The sequence below is a fragment of the Streptomyces sp. H27-D2 genome, assembly GCF_035828615.1.
Taxonomy (GTDB): Bacteria; Actinomycetota; Actinomycetes; order Streptomycetales; family Streptomycetaceae; genus Streptomyces.
The window spans coordinates 1-21444 of sequence record NZ_JAYMZR010000043.1 but is presented as its reverse complement, the minus strand read 5'-3'; the positions used below and the strand labels follow the sequence as shown (position 1 = coordinate 21444).

The window sequence follows — 21444 nt, the reverse complement described above, 5'->3', positions numbered from 1 at the left end:
TCCCGAAGCCGATCTCCAGAACGACGGGGAGGGAGGGCGCAGCGGAGGGGGAGGGGGAGGGGGCCGTGGGGCTGGTGGGCTTTGCCTGGGTGGCGGCGAGGGTCGGGAGGGGCCCCTGGGGCCCCGGGGGCGTGTCTACGGGCTCCGGGGGTGCGAAGAGCGCGCGGAGGTCCAGCGGCGCCAGCCCGTCGATGTCCAGGCCCCACTTCGGCCACAGGCGGTTCAGCGCGTCGGCCTGGTTGGCGGTCACCCGGCTGCGGCGCGGCTGGAACGAACGGATGCGGCGCTCGTGATGCGAGCCCGCCGGGTCGGCAGCCGGGCCGTTCGGGAACATCGGCTCACGAGGTTCGCGGGTGGGGTGCGGGCGACGGGGCGCGTGGGGCCAGTGGTGGGAGTGCGTGGGGAGGGGGGAGAGAGGAGAGAGGGGGGCCTCGACGTCGGCATGTGCGGCGGGCCGTGACCCCGGCTGAGCTTCGGGCGGCGGGGCGTCGGGTTGCTCCCCGGGGCGTACTTCAGGCTCCCGACCTGCGTCGGCTCCTGCGTCGGCCCCTGTACTGGCCCCTGCACCGGCCCCCGCATCGGCCTCCGCGCCCGGCCGCGCGGCCTCGGGCACTCCGCGCTGCGCCCCTGGCTGCACTGCCGGCCGCGCTTCGCGCTGCGCGCCGGACGCGGCGAGCTCAGCGGGCTCGGCGGGCTCAGCGATGTGGCGGCCGTCGGCGTCGTGGAGACCTCCGACGACGGCGGGGCCATCGGCGGCGTCGAGGGCAAGGGCTGGGGCTTGGGGCTCAAGGCGGTGTTCGTTCACAGTGCACCCGATTCTACGGAGCCGGGGGCGGGGGAGCCGCTCGCGGGCGGCTGCCCGTCGGCGCGACCCCGGTCACCCCGTCACCCGGTCGTCACCCCTCCGTATCCACATCCCCTGCCTACGCCCGTATCGGCAACGTCGCCAGCGCCCGGCGCGCCACCTCCCGCCCGATCGGCAACGCCGCCGTCGCCGCCGGGGACGGGGCGTTCAGGACGTGGATCATGCGGTCGCTCTCCGCGAAGAGGAAGTCGTCGACGAGGGTGCCGTCGCTGCGGACCGCCTGCGCCCGGACGCCGGCCGGTGACGGGATCAGGTCCTCTTCGCGGACGTCCGGGAGCAACCGGCGGACCGCGGTCGTGAAGGCGCGCTTGGAGAGGGAGCGGTGGAGTTCGCCCGCTCCGTAGCGCCAGTGGCGGCGGGCTATCCGCCAGGAGCCGGGGAACGCGAGGGTGCCGGCCAGCTCGGCGGGGCGGATCGTCGACCAGTCGTACCCTTCCCGGGCGAGCGCCGGGACCGCGTTCGGGCCGAGGTGGACGCTGCCGTCCACGCCCCTGGTCAGGTGCACCCCGAGGAACGGGAAGGCCGGGTCGGGTACCGGGTAGACCAGGCCGCGGACCAGGTCCGTACGGCCCGGCGTCAGCTTGTAGTACTCACCGCGGAACGGGACGATCCGGACGGGCGGGGTGTCACCGGCGAGCCGGGCGACGCGGTCGGAGTGCAGGCCCGCGCAGTTCACCAGCGTGCGGGCGCGGATCACCGAGCCGTCGGCCGTACGGACCGCGACGGCGCCCGAGCGCCGCCCGATGGCGCGCACCTCCGTGTCGTAGCGGATCTCGGCGCTCTCGTCCGCCGCGAGGCCGGCCAGTTGCGCGGCCACCGCCCCGTAGTCGCACACGCCCGTCGTCCCGACGTGAATCGCGGCGAGACCGCGCACCCGCGGCTCGTATTCGGCTATCTGGGCCGGGCCCAGCTCGCGGACCGGGATGCCGTGCTCCCGCCCGCGCTGGACCAGGGCGTGCAGGCGGGGCAGCTCGGTGTGCTCGGTCGCGATGATCAGCTTGCCGGTGATCGCGTGCGCGATGCCGTGCCCGGCGCAGAACTTCGCCATCTCCGCCGCGCCCTGGATCGCGTACTGCGCCTTCAGGGAACCCGGCGGGTAGTAGATGCCGCTGTGGATCACGCCGCTGTTGCGGCCCGTCTGATGCCGAGCCGGGCCCGTTTCCTTCTCCAGCACCATGACGCGGGTGCCGGGGGCGGCCCGGGTGATCGCGTACGCGGTCGAAAGGCCGACGATGCCCGCGCCGATCACCAGTACGTCGGCGTCGTACGCCACGCGGCCGTACGAAGCGCGGCTCTGCGGCATGCGGCTTCGACGCATGCGCTGCTGCGGCCCGCCGCCGTACGACGGGCTCCCCTGTGCCATGCGGCCGTACGCCATCGCGACACCTCCCGATCCGGACAGACTCCATGATGGCGCGGACCACTGACAATGCGGTTGGCCAGGGGTTGGCCAACGGCTGACCAGGTCCTGGCCACCTGCCTACCAGGGGCTGGACGGCTGGACTGGGGGCGCGCCCGTACTCGCCGCCCGTACTCGCCGCGCAGACTCGTGCCCGGACTCACGCCCACTTCGGTACGGAATCGGGAGCCACCGGCGCGAAACTGGACGGTACCGGCGCGAAGCTGGGCGAGCCCGGCGCGCGAGCCCGGCGCGCGAGCCCCTGCGGACTCGGCTCGGAACCGGACCGGCGCCCGAGCCGGGGCCGGCGCGGAACCGGGCCGGCCCCCAAGACGGAACACGCGCGGAACCGGATCGGCCACCGAGGCAGACCCAGCGCAGAACCGGCGCAGACCCAGCGCAGACCCGCCCCAGCCGCCCGCCCCTAAGCCGGCGCCACCAACAACGGCCGCGCCCGCTCCCGCAGCTCCACCACCCGCGGCTCGTCCCCGTACGGCTCCAGGCGGTGCAGCAGGTCCCGGACGTACTCCGTCGTGCGGGCCGATGAGATCCGTCCGGCGACTTCCACCGCCCGGGTCCCCGCCGCGCAGGCCGCGTCGAGGTTTCCGGACTCCAGTTCGGCGACGGCCGAGACCACCAGCCGCAGGCCGTGCGAGCGGACGAACTCCTCGGTCGGCCGGGACAGCGCCTGCTCCGTGAAGCGCCGCACCTGGCGCGGCAGCCGCAGGTCGCGGTAGCACTCGGCGGCGTCGGCGGCGAGCCGGTCGTAGGAGTAGAAACCCAGCCAGGACGGGTCCGGGTCGCCGGCCCGGGAGCGTTCCAGCCAGCCCTCGGCGGCCTTGATCGCTGAGCCGCAGGCCGCCGTGTCGCCGGCCTTGGCGTGTGCGCGGGCCTCGATGAGCCGGAAGAAGCTCATCGTGCGGGCCGTCGCCAGGCCGCGGTTGCGTTCCAGCGCGGCCTGCGCGAGGTCCACGCCCTCGTCGGCGAAGCCGCGGTAGGTGGCCTGCAGGCTCATCGACGCGAGTACGTACCCGCCGAGCGGTACGTCGGCGGCGGCGCGGGCCAGGCGCAGCGCCTGGATGTAGTAGCGCTGCGCGGCCTCCTGCTGGCCCGTGTCGAAGGCCATCCAGCCCGCGAGGCGGGTCAGTTCGGCGGTCGCGCCGAACAGCGCCCGGCCCACCTCGTCGCTGTACGAGGCGAGCAGCAGCGGCGCGGCGTCGACCCGCAGGCACTCCGGGACCATCGACGAACGCCAGTCCCCGCCGCCGTACTTGGAGTCCCAGCGGCGCGCGTCCTCGGCCGCCTCGCGCAGCTTCGAGACGTCGCTGTGGCCGACGCGCTGCGGAGTGGCGTCCGCGGTCGCGCCGTTCGCGCTGCCCTCCTTGCCGAGGCCGTCCCCGCCGCTCTCCTTGGAGTCCAGCGCGGCCCGCCCTTCGAGCACGGCGCGCGCGTCATGGACTTCGCGCGCCACCGAGCTGTCGGCGGGCGATATCAGCCAGCGTGAGGCGGGCGTCGCGTAGGCGCTCACCGCGAACGAACCGGCGAGGCTCTGCCATATGCCGCCGCTGCCGGCCCGGCGGCCCGCGAGGTCCAGCCGGTAGAGCTCGGTGGCGGACCGTACGGCCTGGCCGACGTCGCGCGGGAAGGCGAGGCCGACCTCTGGCGCCGGATCGGCGTCGGCGAGGCCGATCTCGTGCAGCGGGACGGGCCGCCCGAGTTTGCTGCCGATCGCGGCAGCGATCAAATGGGGCGCGGCTCCCTGCGGCACCATGCCTTTGGCCACCCAGCGGGCGACCGACGTTTTGTCGTAGCGAAGAGTCAGCCCGCGCTGCCCACCGAGGTCGTTGACCCGGCGGGCGAGCCCGGCGTTGCTGATCCCCGCGAGGGCGAGAACGGTGCCGAGCTTCTCGTTCGGCCCGCGTAGATCCCTGGACATGCGCACCCCTCGACACGCCGACGGCCGCCCCGGCATAGGCGCGGGGCATTCGTAAACACAGCGTAGTTCGCCGCATCCCGACCGTTAAGAGGTGGCGTGCCGGATGGCGGGATTCAGGTCCGTACTTGCGTCCTTGTGGTGTGCCTGTGCTCCGGCCGTGTGTGGCCGTGCGCCCTTTCGTGCGCTCTGTTTGGCCGACAGCGGGAGCGCTTCCATGGAGGTGCGTGGGTCGGCCCGCTGCACTGGATCCAGTGGGCTGGGGGACACCGCCACCACATTCCCCGCGGGTGGCGGGACGGTCCGGGAGGCGGACGACCGCCTCCCGGACTGTGGTGTCGCGGGCCCGTACGCCCCTTCGGCAGCGCGGCCGACTTTGGCTGAATGCCGCTGTTCGGCGGAGGCCCGGGGAGAGCCGTGAGCGGCCGGAATTGGCCGGAAGACAGCCGTGGGCGGCTCCGGGCGGCCGATTCGAGGCAGTTGAGTCCGGACACTTGGGACAGTTGGGCCTGTTGGTTCCGGGTCGGCGACGGCTGGACCGCAGCGGATGCTTCCGGACGGGGGTGGTGGCCGGGCTCAGCGCGCCGGAGCTGGCCAACAGCCCCTGGAATAGCGCCGGCAGTCCCCAGCAGCCCCCGGAACAGCCCCGGAATGTCGAATTCCGCCCCACCGCAAGCGGCGCGCGTTCCGCTCTCGAAGCACAACCAGCGTGAACACCCATGCCCGCGCGCCCCTTTTGAGCCTCTCGCGCGCCGTTGTCGTGGCAGCATGGTCGCAGCGACAACTTCGCCATTCCGCATCAAGGGGTGGCAGTCCGCCCCGGCGGACGGCGAGTTGGGTGGAGGCCGCGATGCGGTGGTTGGTGGGGTGGAGCAGTACCGCCGCCGGGCTTTCGCATGCCGGAGACCACGGGCTGTCCGCGTCCGGCTCGGCGGACCGCGCGGTCCATCCGGTCGGCGCGCAACTGCTGTGGGGAGACCCGGATCCGCTCTGGGCGGTCGGCGACTGGCGTCCCGACGAGGTACGCGTCGTCCAGGCCGACCCCTTCACCCGGCTCGCGGTCTTCGGCTGCTGCGGCGCGACCGACGAGGAACTGCGCGTCGGCCTCTTCGCCGCCCGGGGCGGGGCGCTGCGCCACCTCACCGCCTGGTCCGGCAGCTACACCGCCGTCGCGCAGGTCGGCCGCCGCATCACGGTGGCCGGCGATCTGGCGGGCGCCCGGCCGGTGTTCCACACCCCGTGGGCGGGCGGCACCGCGTACGCGACCGCCGCGCTGCCCCTCGCCGACCTCATCGAGGCGCAGCTCGACGTCGGCCACCTCGCCGCGCTGCTCGCCTGTCCGGACGCGCCCGAGGCGCTCGGCGACGGCACGCCCTACATGGGCGTGCGCCGGGTGCCGCCGGGCCACGCGCTGATCCTGCGCGGCTCCGCGCCCATGCCCGGCACGCCGGCCGCGAACGGCTCCGGTTCGTCAGCGTACTCCTCCGCGTCGTCCTCGTCGGCGTCCGCATCCGGTCCGGGGGGCTCGGCCGGCGCGTACGGGTCCTCGGGCGACCCGTCCCCCGGATACGGGTCGCAGGCAGGGCCGGGGTCCGGCTCCGGGGCCTACGCGCCCGGTGGCTTCGGCCACAGCGGCGCCGACGACCCGTACCGCGACGGCGGCAGCGCGTACGGCGGCAACGGGGGCGGCCGGCGCAACAGCGGTGGCGGCCGGGAGATCGTCGGCTACGAGCCGACCGCCTCACTCGCCGTCGCCGCCTCCCAACTCGCGCCCGACGAAGCGGTGGACCGGGTGCGCGACGCGCTCATCGAGGCGGTACGGACCCGGCTCTCGGCCCCCCGGCACGCCCCGGAGAGCGACCCCGGCGGCCTCGACCCCGGGCCCGTTCCCGGCATGGGCCCCGCCGAGCGCCGGGCGGCGCGCGCGGGCGGCCCCGCGCCGGGCATCGGGGCGGATCTGTCCGGCGGCAGCGCCTCCGCGACCCTCGCGCTGCTCGCCGCCGGACTGCCCGGCAACCCCGGCACGCTCCTCGGCCAGGGCATGGAAGCGGGCGAACGGCTCCTCGCCGTCACCTTCAACGACCTCGCCACAGGCGGCGGACCGGCGGCCGACGACGGGCCGGGCGACGCTCAGGGCGACCGCGAGGCCGAGCTGGAACGGGCGCGCAGCATCGCGTCGAACCCGCGGCTGCACCACGTCGTCGTCGCGGCGGGCGAGGAAGCCCTCCCGTACGCCGACCTGGAGAGCGGGCCGCTCACCGACGAGCCCGGCCCCTCACTCGTCATCGCCGAGCGGCACCGGCGCAGGCTGTCGGCCGGCAGCGCGGACCACCTCGTGGGCCACGGCGCGCGCCAGGTACTGGACGCGCACCCGGCGCGCCTCGCCGACCTGCTCATGGACCGCCAACGACGCCATCTGCTGCGCCCGATGGCCGCACTGGCGAAGGCGGACGGGCCGTCGGGCAACTCGCTGTTCGTCCCGTTCACGGTCTACCGGGCGGCGCGGAAGCTCGCCCGCACGCCCTACGGAGCGGGCATCGCGGACGCGGCGAACAGGCTGCTGGAGCGACGCTTCGACGACGGCGCGGACGGAATCGGCGTCGGCGACGAGGACGTGGACGGGCCCGGCGGCGGTTTCGGGGAGGAGGCCTGGAACGGGCACGGCGGCGCGGTGAACGGCTCGTCCGGCTCCCGACGGTCCCGGGGCGGGGGCGCGGTGAACGCCTCGCTCGCCGCCCTGTCCTGGTGCCGGCCCGGCCCCGCCGCGCGCTGGCTGACCGGCGAGGCACTCGCTGAAGTATCGGTTCGCCTCCACGAGGCGGCGGGCCGTCCCGCCACCGCCGAGCCGCCCGGCGAGCGCCGCGCCCGCGCCGCCCTCGCCCGCCACGCGGCCGACCACCGCATCTTCGAGCAGGCCGTAGAAGTCCGCAGTCAGCGCCTGCACGCCCCATTCCTCGACAACCAGGTCGTCCGCGCCTGCCGCGCGCTCCCCGAGGCGCTCCGCGTACAACCGGGGGCGCGCGCCCAAGTGCTGCGCGCCGTCCTGGCCGGAGCCGGCGTCCGCGAACTCCCGCCGGGCTGGGGCGTCACCTCCCAGGCCTCCCAGACCGCAGCCGTACGGGCCGGGCTGCGCCAGTCCATCGGTCAGCTGGTCTCCCTCTTCGACGCCCCGCTGCTGGCCGACGCCGGCCTGATCGAGGCCCGCGTCGTACGCCAGGCGCTCCGCGCGGCGGCGGAAGGCGCAGCCCTGCCCCTCGACGGGCTCGCCGAACTGGTCTCCACGGAGATCTGGCTGCGCCGGCTGCTCGCCCGGCGGGGCACCTGCTGGACGGGCTCGTCCGCGCCGCGCCAGCGGGCTGTGGCGGGGGGCGTGATTCCTCGGCCGAGCCTTTGAGGGGCGGAGGGGCCCGAGAGGCGTACTGGCTGAGCCGGGGGAGCGGTGCCCTCGGCTCGCAGGTGGTGTTGGGGTCGCAGGTGCTGTTGGGGCCCGTGTGCGGTGCCGGGCCCCAACAGCACCTGAGCCTCGGCCGCTGCGAGGCCACCCGAATCGCTCCGCCCGCGCCCCTCGCTCCCCTCCTACGCCCGCCCACCCGGGAAAACTCCCGCGTGCATTCGGCCCGAACACCTGACAATGGGGCCGTGCGGTATCTGATCCTGGGCACCACCGAGGTATGCGACGAGTTCGGCCATACCGTTTCGCTCGGCGGGCCACGGCTCCGGGCGCTGCTCGCCGCGCTCGCGCTGCGGGTGGGGCGTACCGGGCCGGTCGCTGTGGTGCCCGTCGAGGTGCTCATCGGCGAGGTGTGGCCGCAGGACCCGCCGCAGGACGCCCCCGCCGCACTCCAGGCGCTCGTCGGACGGCTGCGCCGCGCCCTCGGCAAGGAGGCGGTCGTCTCAGGACCGGGCGGCTACCGGCTGGCCGCGTCCCCGTACGACATCGACCTGCCCCGCTTCGAACAGCTCGCGGACGAGGGCGCGCGAGCGCTGGACGCCGAGGACCCGGCCACCGCCGCCACCGCGCTGCGGGCCGCGCTCGCCCTGTGGCGGGGGCCCGCGCTCGCCGATCTGCCCGACCGGGGCGCGGTCGCCGCCCGCGCCGAGGCACTGCGGCTCACCGCCCTGCACCGTCGCGTCGACGCCGACCTGGCCCTCGGCCGGGCCGCCGACCTCGTACCCGAGCTGCGCGAACTCGTCGTCGAACACGACCTCGACGAGCCGTTCCGCACCCAGCTGATCCGCGCCCTACGCGCCGCAGGCCGCCCCGCCGACGCTCTCGCCGCCTACGAGGACGCCCGCCGCACCCTCGCCGACCGCCTCGGCACGGACCCCGGACCGGAGCTGCGGGCCCTGTACGGCGAGCTGCTCGCGGGTACGGGGGTGGGCATGGGCGAGGGGGCTGATCCGACTACGTGGCCGGGGATGCGTACGGGCGCGAACACCGGCGCACAATCTGTCGCGCGAGCCCCCGGCGCGCAGGCAACCCGCCCGGCACGCGCCCCCCGCGGCAACCTCCGCGCCCGCCTCACCAGCTTCGTCGGCCGCGACGCCGAACTCGCGACACTCCGGGCTGAGCTGCGCGGCAACCGGCTCATCACGCTCACCGGGCCGGGGGGCTCCGGCAAGACACGGCTGTCCGAGGAAGTCGCGGGCGCTCTCGCGGCCACACAGCCGGACGGCGTCTGGATCGCCGAACTGGCACCGTTGGATCACCCCTCCGCCGTGCCCGGCGCGGTCCTCAACGCCCTCGGCCTTCGCGATACGAACATCCTCAGCGCCGCGCTGGAGGCCCGTACCGGCATGGAGAGCGCCGATCCGACCGCGCGCCTCATCGAGTACTGCGCGCACCGGCGATTGCTGCTGCTCCTCGACAACTGCGAGCACGTGATCGACGCGGCGGCGACCCTCGCCGAGGCGTTGCTGACCAACTGCCCCGGCGTCACCGTGCTGGCCACCAGCCGCGAGCCGCTGGGCGTGCAGGGTGAGGCCGTGCGCCCCCTGGAGCCGCTGGAACCCGCCCCCGCGCACCGGCTCTTCGCCGAACGCGCCGCCTCCGTGCGGCCAGGATTCGACGCCGGGCGGGACTGGTCCACGCGGCACGCCGTCGCCGAGATCTGCCGTCGGCTCGACGGGCTGCCGCTCGCCATCGAACTCGCCGCAGCCCGGCTGCGGCTGCTGTCCCCGCGCCAGATCGCCGACCGACTGGACGACCGCTTCCAGCTGCTGACGAGCGGCAGCCGGACCGTACTGCCGCGCCAGCAGACGCTGCGCGCCGTCGTCGACTGGTCGTGGGACCTGCTGGACGAGCGCGAGCGCACAGTGCTGCGCCGGGTGTCCGTCTTCGCGGGCGGCTGGACGCTGGCCTCCGCCGAGGCGGTGTGCGCCGACGCGGACCTGTCCGCCGACGACGTGCTCGACCTGCTGGGCGCGTTGGCCGACAAGTCGCTCCTGGTGGTCGATTACCTGGACGCGCCGGCCGATGACCACGGCGTCCGCTATCGGATGCTGGAGACCATCCACGAGTACGCGACGGAGCGCGCCGCCGAGCATCCCGCCGATCGTGCCGTGACCGCCCACCGGCACACCGGCCACTTCCTGGCCTTCGCCCGGGACACCGAGCCCCGGCTGCGCTCCGCCGAGCAACTCCCCTGGCTGCGCTCCGTCGAGACCGAGCTCGACAATCTGCGCGCCGCCCTGCATCGCAGCGTCACGGCTGCGGACGAAAGGTCGGCGGTGGGGCTGGTCCTCGCCCTGGGGTGGTTCTGGTGGCTCCGCAGCTACCGGGAAGAGGGCGCGGCCTGGGCCGCGCAGGCGATGGAACTCGGCCCGGACCCTCTCTACCCGGATGCACGGGACGACCTGGACGGCCTGGATCACCTTGATGACCGGAACGGCCCGTCCGCCGCCACCGCCGCCACCCCTGCCACCGGCTTCACCGCCCCAGCCGCCCCAGCCGCCCCAACCGGCCCTCCCGGCCCTCTTGCCCAGACCACCCCTCCCGACCCCGACGCCCCGGAGAACGACCCCGACAACTGGGCCCGTACCGACCTGCGGCTGCTCTACCACTTTCTGCTCTCGGAGCAGCGCGCGGAGCGCCACGCGCACACCCCCGAAATGCTGGCTCAGTCCCGTCGCATCCAAGCCCTCTACAGCAAGCCGAGCGCCGCCGGCGTGCGCTTCCCCGGCCTGCTCTGGCCGTTCTCCGGGTCCTTCGCGGACGGCTTCGCGGACGGTTTCGCGGCCGTCAGACCGCGGCTGGACACCTCCGTGGACAACTGCCGCAGCCACGGGGACGAGTGGGCGCTCGGCATCGCGCTGATGTTCCGGGCGCATCTGGCCATCGACTCACCCGGCGGCATGGACCGCGCCGAAGCGGACCGTACGGAGCTGCGGGCGCTCAGCCGCCGGGTCGGCGACCGGTGGATGCTGGCTCAGTTGGAAGGCGCGAGCGGCGAGATCGAGGCGGCGCGCGGCCGGTTCCCGCAGGCGCGCGCCGCCTACGAGGAGGCGCTGCGGCTCGGTCACGAGCTGGGCGCGCACGCCGAGGCGCCGTTCCTGATCGGCAGGCTCGCCGAACTCCACTACCAGTTCGGGGACACGGAGACCGCCGAGAAGCTGCTGCGCCGGACCGAGGAGGAGGCCGAGAGGCACGGTGTCCAGGATGCCCGGGTGTTCGGCCTCTTCCTGAACACGCTCATCCAACTGCGGCGCGGCTCGCTCGACCTGGCGCGCGAGCTGTGCGCGGCCGGACGGCACGAGGCGTCCCGGGGCACCCCGCCGCCGCAGTTCCTGGTGGCGGTCGACGGGCTCGAGGGCCGGATCGCCGTCGCGGGCGGAGACCCACGCGGTGGCCTGCGCGACCTGCGCGCGGCCCTGAAGACCGCGTCCGACGCGATGTGCACGGAAGTCATCCGGGCCTCGCTGCTGGAGGGCGCCGTCGAGGCGCTGATCATGCTGCGGGAGTACGTTCCGGCCGCCCGACTGCTGGGCGCGGCCGACGCCTGGCGCGACCCGTTGCCCCGCTCGGTACCCGATCGCGAGGACACGGACCGCAGCGAAGCGCGGGCGCGCGAGGCGCTGGGCGGGGGCGCGTACGAGGAACTGCACGCGGGGGGCGCGAAGCTCGGCGTGGAGGACGCGCTCGCGCTCCTCGACACTGTCCTACGGGGCGACTGAGCCCGGGGCGATCGGCTCCCGCCTCCCTTGGGCAGGAACCCGCTCCCACCAGCTCCGCACCGCGCTCCGTTCTGCCGCGCCCCGCCCTGCTCTGGAGCCCCGGCAACCGCCCCCCGCAACCGCCACCGACGCCCCTACTGACAACTGATCCGCGACTGCGCCCAGTCAGCGAGCGCGACCGAGTCGAACTGCGTCCGCGGCTCGACCACCAGCCGCAGCGTCTTACGGCCCGCCAGCGGCACATGCACCGGCACCGCCGGGCTCCCGGCCCGTACGACACCGGACTGCCACAGCCGCGCCCCGTCCCCGTAGACGGAGAACCGCGCCGCGCCGAGACCCAGCGTCATGTCGTCCACCCCGACGAACGCGTCGTAGGACGCGCAGGACCGGTTGAGGTCGATCAGTACGGAGGACGGCGCGCGGACGGTCACCCCGTTCCCGTAACTCTTGCCGCCGATCCGGGTGTTCCAGCGCTGCCACAGCCAACTGCTCCCGCCGCTGCGGACCTCCGGCTTGCTGCCGTCGCCGAGCAGGTCGTACCTCAGCTCGTTGACCGGGAAGACGACCGGCGCGGGCGCGGGGGCCGGCGGTTGGGGCTTCGGTGGTGGCGGCGGCTCCGGGGGCGGCGGCTTGGGAGCCGGTTTCGGCGGAGGCGGCTTGGGGATGGGCTTCCGCGGGGTGGGGGACGGCTTGGGTTTGGGCTTCGGGATGGGGACGGGCTTGGCCGCCGCACTGGGCGGCGGAGGCTTCGGCTTGGGTTTCGCCGACGCCGACGGCGTGGGCTTGTCCGGTTCCGGTTCCGGGTTCGGTACGACCGGCGCGGCCGACGGCTTCGCCTGCGGTTTCTCCGGCGGCTCGGCGTCCGAGCCCGCGAGGGCGAGCGCGATCGCGGCACCGGCCGCGACCACCACACCCGCCGCGATACCGGCCTTCGCGGGAGCGCCCAGCCCCTCGGAAACGGCCGCGCCTCCCGCCCCGGCGCCGGCCCCCGCGCCCGCCGCGCCGGTAGCCGCGGCCGCACTGCCGGCGGCGCCGGCTCCCGCGACGCCCGCCACGATCCCGGCGGCCTTGAGCGTGTACCCGGCGGCGAACCACCCGATGACCGCGAGCGGCAGCAGCTCGCGCAGCCGCTCGTTGACGTCCGCGACCTCCATGGCCGCCGAACGGCATTTCGCGCAGTCCTCCAGGTGCTTGCGCAGCCCGCGCTCGGCCCGCATCCGCAGGCCGCCGCGCGCGTACGCGCCCAACCGGTCGGCGTAGCGCGCGCAGTCGCCGCCGGCCGTCAGCGAGGTGCTCACATGCGCCTGCAGATAGGCCTGTTTCAACCCCTCGCGGGCCCGGTGCGCCAGCACCGCCGTCGCGTTGGCCGTCAGTCCGAGCAGCGGCGCGACCTCGCTCGGCGACTCGTCCTCGACGGTGGTGTGCCACAGCACGGTCTGCCAGCGCTCCGGCAGGCTGCGGAACGCCTGCACGGCCATCGACTGCTCGGCCTCCTGCATGGCCCGTACGTCCGCGCCCAGGTCCAGGGTGTCGTCGTCCGTCGGCTGCCGGGCCGAGGTGGACGCGAAGACCGCGAAGTCCTCGACCAGTTGCTCGCGCGTCGCCGTCTTCGCCCAGGCTGCGGCGACCCGTCGCACGGTGGTCAGCAGATACGCGCGCACGGCGGAATCGGGCCCCGCACCGCCCCGTACGGCCTGGAGCGTGCGCGCGAACACCTCGCCCGTCAGGTCCTCGGCGGTGTGGGCGTCGCGGCAGCAGCTACGGGCGTACCGGCGCACCGCGTCGGCATGCCGCCGGTAGAGCTCCTCGTACGCGCTGCTGCCGCCGCCGCGCATCCGGGCGACCAATTCGGTGTCGGAGGGCGGTACTTCGGGGGCGGTGTTGCCCTCGTCGACTTCCCGCTGCTGCGGCACGTTCTGCTCGGCCCCGGCCCCGGCGCGCGCGGACCCGCCCGGCCGCGACCTGGCGCGTTCCGCCGTCTCGCCGGGCGCGCGTGAAGCGCCGCCGGGCGCAGCCGCAGACCCGGCCCCGGTCCCGGACGCGTCGCCGGACCCACTCGAAGGCGAGGCCGAGGGCGAAGCCGTGGACGAGAAAGTTTCGGGATGGCGGGAAGCGCCGGAACCAGCGGCGAAAGGGCCGCCCTGTTCCGGTACTTGCTCGGGGCTTTGACCTGGAGCATTCCGCGCGGGAAGCCCGCTCGGATCCCGCCATTCACCGGAGCGGATCTCACCGCTTTCGCGCGGCTCGTCCCGACCGTCACCACTCATAGCGGAAGCCCCCGCACACGCCGTAAACGCCGTCGCACCCGAACACCGGGCAAGCGTGCCACACCGAAGTGCCCCGCCCATCCGTCAAGCCGACCAACCACTCGTCCGGGGCGACTTCGCTCCGGGGAGTACCAGCGTTCACCCATTCGGGGAAAGCTCTTCCACAATGTTTTGTTATCCGCGTTATCCGCGTTGTCGACGTTGTCGACCGTGAATGGCTCCTGCCGCCGCGAGAGGCTTTCCCCGCCGCGAACGGCTCCGGTCACCTGAACGCGGACTTCACCGAGAGCGGAGCCCTTCGAGCAGGATGTCCAACAGCCGGGCCGACGCCGCCGCTTGCTGCGCGGGGTCGGGCAGCGAGGGCGCAGCCGTCGCGATCACCAGCAGAACATCGGCGACCGTGACGTCCGGGCGCAGCTCGCCCGCCGCCCGCGCGCGGTCGACGAGCCGGCCGACGACCTCCAGCAGCATCGCGGCACCGGTGTCGTCCCGCTCCTCCTCCACCGAGCGCTGCGGCTCAACGAGCCGCAGGTCAGGCTGTGTGTCGGGCTGCGTGTCAGCCCAGGAATCCGGCTGTTGCGACTGGTGCGCCTGCTGCAGATGTTGCACCTGCTGTGGTTGACGCTGCTGCGGTACCCGTGCTTCCACCGGCGCGGCCGATCCGCCGTTCATCTCGGCCACCAGGCTGCCCGCCGACGGACCGCCCGCGCTCAGCGCGCCGATCCCCGGCCCGACGACCCCATTCCCGCCGCCGTCCACCGAAGCGTCCGCGTCGACGCCCACCCGCAGCACCTGAGGCGGCAACAGCCGCCCCGCGCCGGAAGCGACCGAGGTCCGCAGGAACCGGGACAGCGCCGACCACGGCTCGTCCTCCTGCCCCAGCGCCGACCTCGCCTGATCGGTGAGCCGAGCGGTCTCTTCCTCGGCTATCCGTCGGACCAGTACGTCCTTGCTCGGGAACCGGCGGTAGACCGTCCCCACACCCACCCGCGCCCGCCGCGCCACGTCTTCCATGGGCGCGCCGTATCCCAGCTCGCCGAAGACCTCGCGCGCCGCACGCAGCACGTGTTCCAGATTGCGCTGTGCGTCCACCCGCAGAGGGGCGTTTCGGCTGTTTCCGTCCGAAACCGACGCGACAGCAGTCGACCATTGAGAGCTCTGAATGTGCATAACAATTCCCCCGGTGATGACGTCTCCCCCCGGAGACTCCCCGCCCTGACCGCCGGAGCACAGTCTCGGCACCCCGACGTGTATCGAAACGAACATAGTTGAGGGCAGGTCCAGAAAGAAGGGGGTGGTTCCGGACAGACCACCCCCCGATCGGAGTATGGGGATCTTCCGCCCCGATCGGATGCCCCCCGCCCCTCCCACACCCTCGCGCTGACCTGCGCTCCTCTCTCCTCAGCCGACCGATACGGCCCCTGCGGCCACCCCTCGGCACCGGTCATACATTTCGAAGGGGCTGTGGACAAACGCCCGCTGCCAGTGCGTCATGGGAGGGTGCTGTGCCTTCCCCGGGGGCCACCCGGGTCCTGGGCCGGTGCTCCCACTCGGCTGAGCGACACCGCGAGGAGGCCCTTTGTGAAGGAACCGGCTGTGGATCCGGCCGTGGAACCGGCTGTGCAGGAACCGGCGCGCATTCTCGTCATCGGCGGCGGCTATGTCGGGATGTACACGGCGCTGCGCCTCCAGCGGAAGCTGAAGAGCGGCGAGGCTCAGGTCATGGTGATCGACCCCGAGCCGTACATGACGTACCAGCCCTTCCTCCCGGAAGCCGCCGCCGGATCGATCTCCCCACGCCATGTCGTCGTGCCGCTGCGCCGCGTGCTGCCCAAATGCCAGGTCATCATCGGTGAAGCCACCGCCATCGATCACGCGAAGCGCACCGCGACGATCACCACGCTCGCCACCGAGGAAGAGGGCTCCGGGGCGATCGAGGTCCATTACGAGGAACTGGTCCTGGCCCCCGGCTCGGTCTCCCGCACGCTGCCGATCCCCGGCCTCGCGGAGTTCGGCGTCGGCTTCAAGACGGTCGAAGAGGCCATCGGCCTGCGCAACCACGTCCTGGAGCAACTCGACATCGCGTCCTCGACCCGCGACCCGGCCGTCCGGGACGCCGCGCTGACCTTCGTCTTCGTCGGCGGCGGCTACGCCGGAGTGGAAGCGCTGGCCGAGCTGGAGGATATGGCTCGTTATGCCGTCCGGTATTACCACAACATCAAAGCCGAGGACATGAAATGGATTCTCGTCGAGGCCTCCGGGAAAATCCTCCCGGAGGTGGGCGAGGAGATGGGCCAGTACGCCGTCCGCGAACTGCGCAGCCGCAATATCGACGTGCGCCTGAACACCCGTCTCGACAGTTGTGAGGGCCGCGTCGCCGTCCTCAGCGACGGCGCCCGCTACCCGGCCAGGACCCTGGTGTGGACCGCCGGGGTGAAGCCGCATCCGATCCTGGCCGCGACCGACCTGCCGCTCAACGAGCGCGGCCGGCTCGACGCCACAGCCGCCCTCCAGGTGCGGGGCGTCGAACACGCGTGGGCCGCCGGCGACGCCGCCGCCGTACCGGACCTCACCTCCGATGAGGCCGGCAAGGAGTGCGCGCCGAACGCCCAGCACGCCGTCCGCCAGGCCAAGGTGCTCGCCGACAACCTCCTCGCGTCGCTGCGCGGCGAGGAGGTCAGGGACTACGAGCACAAGTACGCCGGATCGGTCGCCTCGCTCGGCCTCCACAAGGGCGTCGCCCACATCTACGGCCGCAAGTTCAAGGGCTACCCGGCCTGGTTCATGCACCGTGCCTACCACCTGAGCCGCGTCCCCACCTTCAACCGCAAGGCCAGGGTGCTGGCCGAATGGACCCTAGCCGCCTTCTTCAAGCGCGAGATCGTCTCGCTCGGCTCGCTGGAACACCCACGCGCCGAATTCGAACTCGCGGCCGGTACAGGCCGACACCCCGAGGCGAGCTGAGGCCGACACCCCGAGGCGCGGCGGGCCGGCCGAGCGGCGTCCTGGCGTACGGAGAGGCGGGCGGAGCGGAGTCCGGAACTCCGTTGTGCCCACCTGCGTCTGACGGATGTCAGTCCGGTCGGTCACACTGGACGTGTGACCATGGGTGGGCTCGTATCTGCAAAGAGTGACAATCGCGAGGAATCGGACGTTTGCTGTTTTCCCCGGGGGGCCGACCCCCGTATCTCCAGTCGCTGCGCCACCAGCCGCTGGTGTGCCGGGCGCCGGTCGGTGCGCTGGTCCGGAACGACCCCGCGAGGTAATCCTCAGTGAACTTCACGCGCTGGAGCGCCCGGCTCCCCGGTACACAGCGACGCGCCGCCGCCCGTACGGAGAGCGGCGCGGTCCCCGCCGCCCGCGGCGAGCACCTCGAAGCCTCCGCCCGTACGGCACCCGCCTCCTCCGTAGCGAGCGGCGCGACGGGCCCGAGCCCCGAAGCCGCCGCGCCACCGTCCCCGGCCCTCACGATCGAGGCCCTCTCCGTCCAGGACATCCTGGGCCAGGTCCCGGCCCTCGTCGCGGTCTTCTACGGCCCGGAGCACCGCCTCGCGTACGCCAACGACGCCTACACCGCCGTCTTCGGCAGCCGTACGCCCGGCCGGACAGCCCGCGACGCCCTCCCCGAGCTGGAAGAACTCGGCCTGCTGCCCCTCATGGACCAGGTCCTGCGCAGCGGCAAGCCGCGCACGGTCAAGTCCCGCCGCGTCCCGGCCGGCGGCTTCGGCGCACCCGACCAGGACGGCTCGCCCGGCGAGGCCGCCGCATCCCGCCGCAAGCCGGCCGACGCCTCGACGATGTCCGGCCGCGCCGACACGGCGGAGCAGGACGGCAGCCGAGCCGCGCCCTCGGGCCTGCCCCGCCAGGGGTACTACACCTTCACTTGCACGCCGATCGAGGTCGGAGCGGCCGTGCCCGTTCCGGCGGCAGCGGTGATCGCGGCCACCGCCCAGACAGTCGCGTTCGGCGGGCCCGGCACCGTCACGCCAGGCGGTACGACGGGCAGCGGCGCTGACGGCGGCGGGGCGGACGGCGCGTCCGGCGGTGTCGGCGCCAGTGCCGCTGCCGCTGGCGACACGACGGGCAGTCCGACATCCGCCACGGGCGACGGCCGCGCGCCCACGCCGGATGCCGCAGTCAAGACCGTCCAAGGCCATGGCCGAGCCCAAGGCCAAACTGTCGCCTCGGGGCCCACCCCCGCCCCCGCAGCAGCGGCGAAAGCAGCACCAGGCGCGACCCCCGCAGCGCAACCCGCCCCCCGCGTCGCCCCCCACCCCGCGCCCCAACACGGCGTCCTTGTCTTCGCCGCGGAGGTCACCGACCAGGTCGAATCCGCCGAGCGGCTCCGCGCCAGCGAACGCCGCCAGCGCGAGGCGGTCGTCACCCTCCAGCGCAGCCTCCTCCCGCAGGAGCTGGAACAGCCCGACGACCTCCGCGTCGCCGCGACCTACCAGCCCGGCGGCACCGAGGCCGCCGTCGGCGGTGACTGGTACGACGTCATCACCCTCGGCGCCGGCCGTACGGCCCTGGTCATCGGAGATGTCATGGGCCGCGGCGTCCGCGCCGCCGCCGTCATGGGCCAGCTGCGCACCGCCGTCCGCGCCTACGCCCGGCTGGACCTGCCGCCGCACGAAGTGCTCCAGCTGCTCGACGGCCTCGCCGCCGAAATCGACGCCAGCCAGATCGCGACCTGCGTCTACGCGGTCCACGACCCCAACGAGGGCCGCCTGGTCTACGCCTCGGCCGGCCATCTGCCGATCATCGTCAGGGACGCGGACGGCACCGTCCGCCGCGCGGCCGAGCCGACAGGCCCCCCGCTCGGCACCGGCGGCTGGCTGCACGCCTCCGGCTCCGTCCCGCTCGGCCCCGGCTCCGCCGCTGTCCTCTATACGGACGGCCTCGTCGAGCGCCGTGACCAGGACATCGACGACGGCGTCGCCGCCCTGGAACGCGCCTTCGCCGGAGCCACCGGAACCCCGCAGATCGTCTGCGACCGGCTGCTGCGCGCGCTGGGCGTCACCGCCGAGCACGATGACGACGTCGCCGTGCTCGTCCTCGAATACCCCGCCCGTACGGGCCACGACGCGGAGCTGTTCCACAACGCCGCGCTGGAGCTGCTCGGCGGCATCGAAGCAGCGCCCCGAGCCCGCGCGTTCGCCACCGGCGTCCTCGCCAGCTGGCGTTTTCCCACCGAGCTGCGCGATCTGGGCGTGCTGGCGGCCAGCGAGCTGGTCGCGAACTCCCTCCAGCACGGCACACCCCCGATGCGGCTGCGGCTGCGCCGTACCGACCGCCGCCTGATCATCGAAGTGACCGACGGCGACGACCACCTGCCGCGCCGCCGCCGCGCGGAGCCGATCGACGAAGCGGGGCGCGGCATCTCCATCGTCGCGACGATCGCCTCCTCCTGGGGGTCCCGCCGCACCCCCGGCGGCGGCAAAGCCGTCTGGTGCGAGTTCGCGCTCCCGCGCGGCTGAGCGGTAACGACGAACGCCCCTGGCCGGAGAAGCGCGCGCTTCTCCGACCAGGGGCGTTGTGACGAAATCAAACGGAGGCCGGCACGGACTCAGCGGCAGAAGCAGGCACCGACTGAGCGGAATCGGCCCGCTCAGCGGGCACAGACCGGCGCACGACAATCGACCCGGGCCCGGACCCCGACTCCGGCGCGGGCACCCGCAGCGGACTGTCCTGCCCAGGAGTCAGCCGCTTGCCCATCCGCAGCGCGAGCACCGAGATGCCCAGCGAGCACACGACCAGCATCGCGATGTACGCCGTGTACACCCCGGCCCCGGCCATCAGCCCGCCGACCGCAGGACCAAGCGCCAGCGCGAGCTGCTTGACCAGCGCGAAAGCCGCGTTGTACTGCCCGATCAGCCTGGACGGCGCGAGGTCCGCGACCAGCGGCGCCACCGTCGGCGACAGCATGGACTCACCGAGCCCGAACAACATGTAGGTCCCGATGATCGCGGCCGTCGCGACGGCCTGGCTGCCGTGCACGAGCCCGGAGACCCCGGCGACCAGCCACGCAACCGTCCAGATCAGCCCGACGAGCGCGATCACCCGGCTGCGCCGCCGCCGCTCCACCAGCCTGAGCACGACGAACTGCGCGAGCACGATGACGGCTGTATTGGCGGCCAGCGCGACACCGAGCGTCGCGGGCGAGATCCGGGTGACTTCCACCGCGAAGGCGGAGAGCCCCGACTCGAACTGTCCGTAGCAGGCGAAGAACATCACGAAGCCCAGCAGGCACAGCTGCACCATGCCCCGGTCGGCGAAGATCGTCCGCCAGCCGCCCTTGGCGGTCTCGTCGGTGGGGACCGCGTCCTCCACCTTGGGCGTCTTCGGGAGCCGTACGGTCGCGATGGCCGCACCCAGCACCAGGAACATCGCCGCCTCGATGGAGAACAGCCGCACAAAGCTCGACGGGTCCGAGATGTCCACGAGCAGGCCGCCTATCAGCCCGCCGATGCCCAGCCCGAGGTTGTTCAGGAAGAACTGGGTCGCGAAGGCCCGGGACCGGGTGGCCGTGGTCGAGCACCACACGATCATCGTCGCCAGCGCCGGCTGGACCACGGCCATGCCCGCGCCGAGCATCCCGGCGGCGGCGATGACGAGCGGTTCGCTGTCGGCCAGCCCGAGCCCCATCGATCCGACGGCAGCGGTCACCGAGCCGACGACGGCCACGGGCAACGGCCCCCGCCGGTCGATCGCCCGCCCGGTGAAGGGCAGCACGACGAGCGCGGCCACGGCGAAGGTCGCGAGCACCACACCTGCGGTACTCGCGCCGAGGTCCCTGACCTGTGCCACATAGATGAACAGGAACGGGACAGTGAAGCCGTTGCCGAACGCGCTCAGCGCGTTCCCCAGCTGGATCCGGCGCAGCGCGGCGCCCATCGCGGTGGTCACACTCACCTACCTAGGTCGTGAGAAGGGACAGAAGTATCGGACCGAATATCTGAAGCCTGAAGACTTCAAAGCTAAAGTTCGACTCCTAAGAGTACACAGCGAAGGAGTTCAACGCGAACGGATTGCATGTCATACTTCCGCGCATGGCCGACACCCCCCGCCAGCCCAGCCAGCCGGAACCGACGCTCCACGAGCAGATCGCGATTTATCAGCGGGAGTTCCAGGACCTCGACCCGCAGGTGGAGGTCGTTGTATCGGCACTCCAGCGCCTCAACCGCCGAATGAACGTCGCGTACGGACGCCAGACCGCGACCCTCGACCTGAGCAACGCCGAGTGGGAGGTCCTCAAGGCGTTGGTGCTCGCGGGCCAGCCGTACCGGATGGGCCCGAGCGACCTGGCCAAACGGCTCGGCCTCACTCCCGCCGCGATGACCCACCGCATCGACCGCCTGGTCGCCGAGGGCCTGGTCACCCGGATGCGCGACGAGAACAACCGGGTCCGCGTGATCGTGGAGCTCACGAACGAGGGCCGGAACAAGTGGCACGACGCCATGAGGATGGCGAGTGTCTTCGAGGAGGAGCTGCTCCAGGACCTCTCCACGGAGGAACGGGGCGCTCTCGGCGAGATGCTCACGCGCCTGCTGCGTCGTGTGGAAGACGCCCAACCGGACGCCGGCGGTCGTCTAAATGACCTTGACTGACGCAAGTTGACATGCGTGGCACCGATCCGTAATGTTCTTCGAGCTGCCACAGAGCCTGCACGGTTCTGCGGCGGCCACTCTCGCCGCACCGGCGGCACACTATTTGTGCAGGACCCCTGATCGGGACGTATTTCGGCATGCCGGAATGCAAATCGATTGACTCGGATGACTCGATTATGAGTCGCCGGGGGAATCCGCTA

The 21444-nt window shown here is 73.3% G+C and carries 10 protein-coding genes and 1 pseudogene; 5 read left to right on the top strand and 6 right to left on the bottom strand.

The features are described from left to right. The 3 genes and pseudogenes from QMK28_RS17880 to QMK28_RS17870 form a co-directional block, all read right to left on the bottom strand. A pseudogene (locus QMK28_RS17880) lies at positions 1-334 on the bottom strand (hypothetical protein); the annotation flags it as partial. A gap of 589 nt (positions 335-923) precedes the next feature. Next, complete coding sequence (lhgO, locus tag QMK28_RS17875) at positions 924-2168, bottom strand: L-2-hydroxyglutarate oxidase (RefSeq protein ID WP_326439111.1); 1245 nt, start codon at positions 2166-2168, stop codon at positions 924-926. A 520-nt stretch (positions 2169-2688) separates the two neighbouring features. After that, a complete protein-coding gene (locus QMK28_RS17870) occupies positions 2689-4200 on the bottom strand; it encodes an MFS transporter (protein WP_326439060.1) in 1512 nt (503 codons plus the stop codon). Positions 4201-5047: 847 nt separating this feature from the next. On the opposite strand from QMK28_RS17870, the gene QMK28_RS17865 reads away from it, so the two are divergent. Beyond that, positions 5048-7591: an asparagine synthase-related protein gene (locus QMK28_RS17865; protein ID WP_326439058.1), complete on the top strand. Its 2544-nt coding sequence runs from the start codon at positions 5048-5050 to the stop codon at positions 7589-7591. A gap of 245 nt (positions 7592-7836) precedes the next feature. After that, on the top strand, positions 7837-11370 hold the full coding sequence (locus tag QMK28_RS17860) for an ATP-binding protein (protein ID WP_326439056.1): 3534 nt from the start codon (positions 7837-7839) through the stop codon (positions 11368-11370). Positions 11371-11504: 134 nt separating this feature from the next. Here the strand turns inward: QMK28_RS17860 and QMK28_RS17855 are convergent, their stop codons facing one another. Both QMK28_RS17855 and QMK28_RS17850 read right to left on the bottom strand, forming a co-directional pair. Beyond that, positions 11505-13637 carry a sigma-70 family RNA polymerase sigma factor gene (locus QMK28_RS17855; RefSeq protein WP_326439054.1) on the bottom strand — a complete coding sequence of 711 codons (2133 nt, stop codon included), beginning with the start codon at positions 13635-13637 and terminating at the stop codon, positions 11505-11507. 279 nt (positions 13638-13916) lie between these two features. Beyond that, positions 13917-14807, bottom strand: a complete 891-nt coding sequence (locus QMK28_RS17850; protein WP_326439052.1) for a TetR/AcrR family transcriptional regulator — start codon at positions 14805-14807, stop codon at positions 13917-13919. Between the two features lie 450 nt (positions 14808-15257). On the opposite strand from QMK28_RS17850, the gene QMK28_RS17845 reads away from it, so the two are divergent. Beyond that, entirely contained in the window at positions 15258-16601 is a 1344-nt protein-coding gene (locus tag QMK28_RS17845; protein ID WP_326439109.1) for an NAD(P)/FAD-dependent oxidoreductase, read from the top strand. Positions 16602-16909: 308 nt separating this feature from the next. Further along, entirely contained in the window at positions 16910-19114 is a 2205-nt protein-coding gene (locus QMK28_RS17840) for an ATP-binding SpoIIE family protein phosphatase (protein WP_326439050.1), read from the top strand. Positions 19115-19181: 67 nt separating this feature from the next. Here QMK28_RS17840 and QMK28_RS17835 read toward each other — a convergent pair whose 3' ends face one another. Next, entirely contained in the window at positions 19182-20531 is a 1350-nt protein-coding gene (locus QMK28_RS17835) for an MFS transporter (RefSeq protein WP_326439107.1), read from the bottom strand. A gap of 155 nt (positions 20532-20686) precedes the next feature. Here QMK28_RS17835 and QMK28_RS17830 point away from each other — a divergent pair, with 155 nt between their 5' ends. Continuing rightward, entirely contained in the window at positions 20687-21244 is a 558-nt protein-coding gene (locus QMK28_RS17830; protein WP_326439048.1) for a MarR family winged helix-turn-helix transcriptional regulator, read from the top strand. Positions 21245-21444: the final 200 nt, after the last annotated feature.

What these genes read in the sequence shown, in the direction of transcription:
- lhgO (WP_326439111.1), bottom strand. Translation starts at nt 2,168, where the DNA reads ATGCCGCAGAGCCGCGCTTCGTACGGCCGCGTGGCGTACGACGCCGAC.
- QMK28_RS17870 (WP_326439060.1), bottom strand. Translation starts at nt 4,200, where the DNA reads ATGTCCAGGGATCTACGCGGGCCGAACGAGAAGCTCGGCACCGTTCTC.
- QMK28_RS17865 (WP_326439058.1), top strand. Translation starts at nt 5,048, where the DNA reads ATGCGGTGGTTGGTGGGGTGGAGCAGTACCGCCGCCGGGCTTTCGCAT.
- QMK28_RS17855 (WP_326439054.1), bottom strand. Translation starts at nt 13,637, where the DNA reads ATGAGTGGTGACGGTCGGGACGAGCCGCGCGAAAGCGGTGAGATCCGC.
- QMK28_RS17850 (WP_326439052.1), bottom strand. Translation starts at nt 14,807, where the DNA reads ATGCACATTCAGAGCTCTCAATGGTCGACTGCTGTCGCGTCGGTTTCG.
- QMK28_RS17835 (WP_326439107.1), bottom strand. Translation starts at nt 20,531, where the DNA reads ATGGGCGCCGCGCTGCGCCGGATCCAGCTGGGGAACGCGCTGAGCGCG.
- QMK28_RS17830 (WP_326439048.1), top strand. Translation starts at nt 20,687, where the DNA reads ATGGCCGACACCCCCCGCCAGCCCAGCCAGCCGGAACCGACGCTCCAC.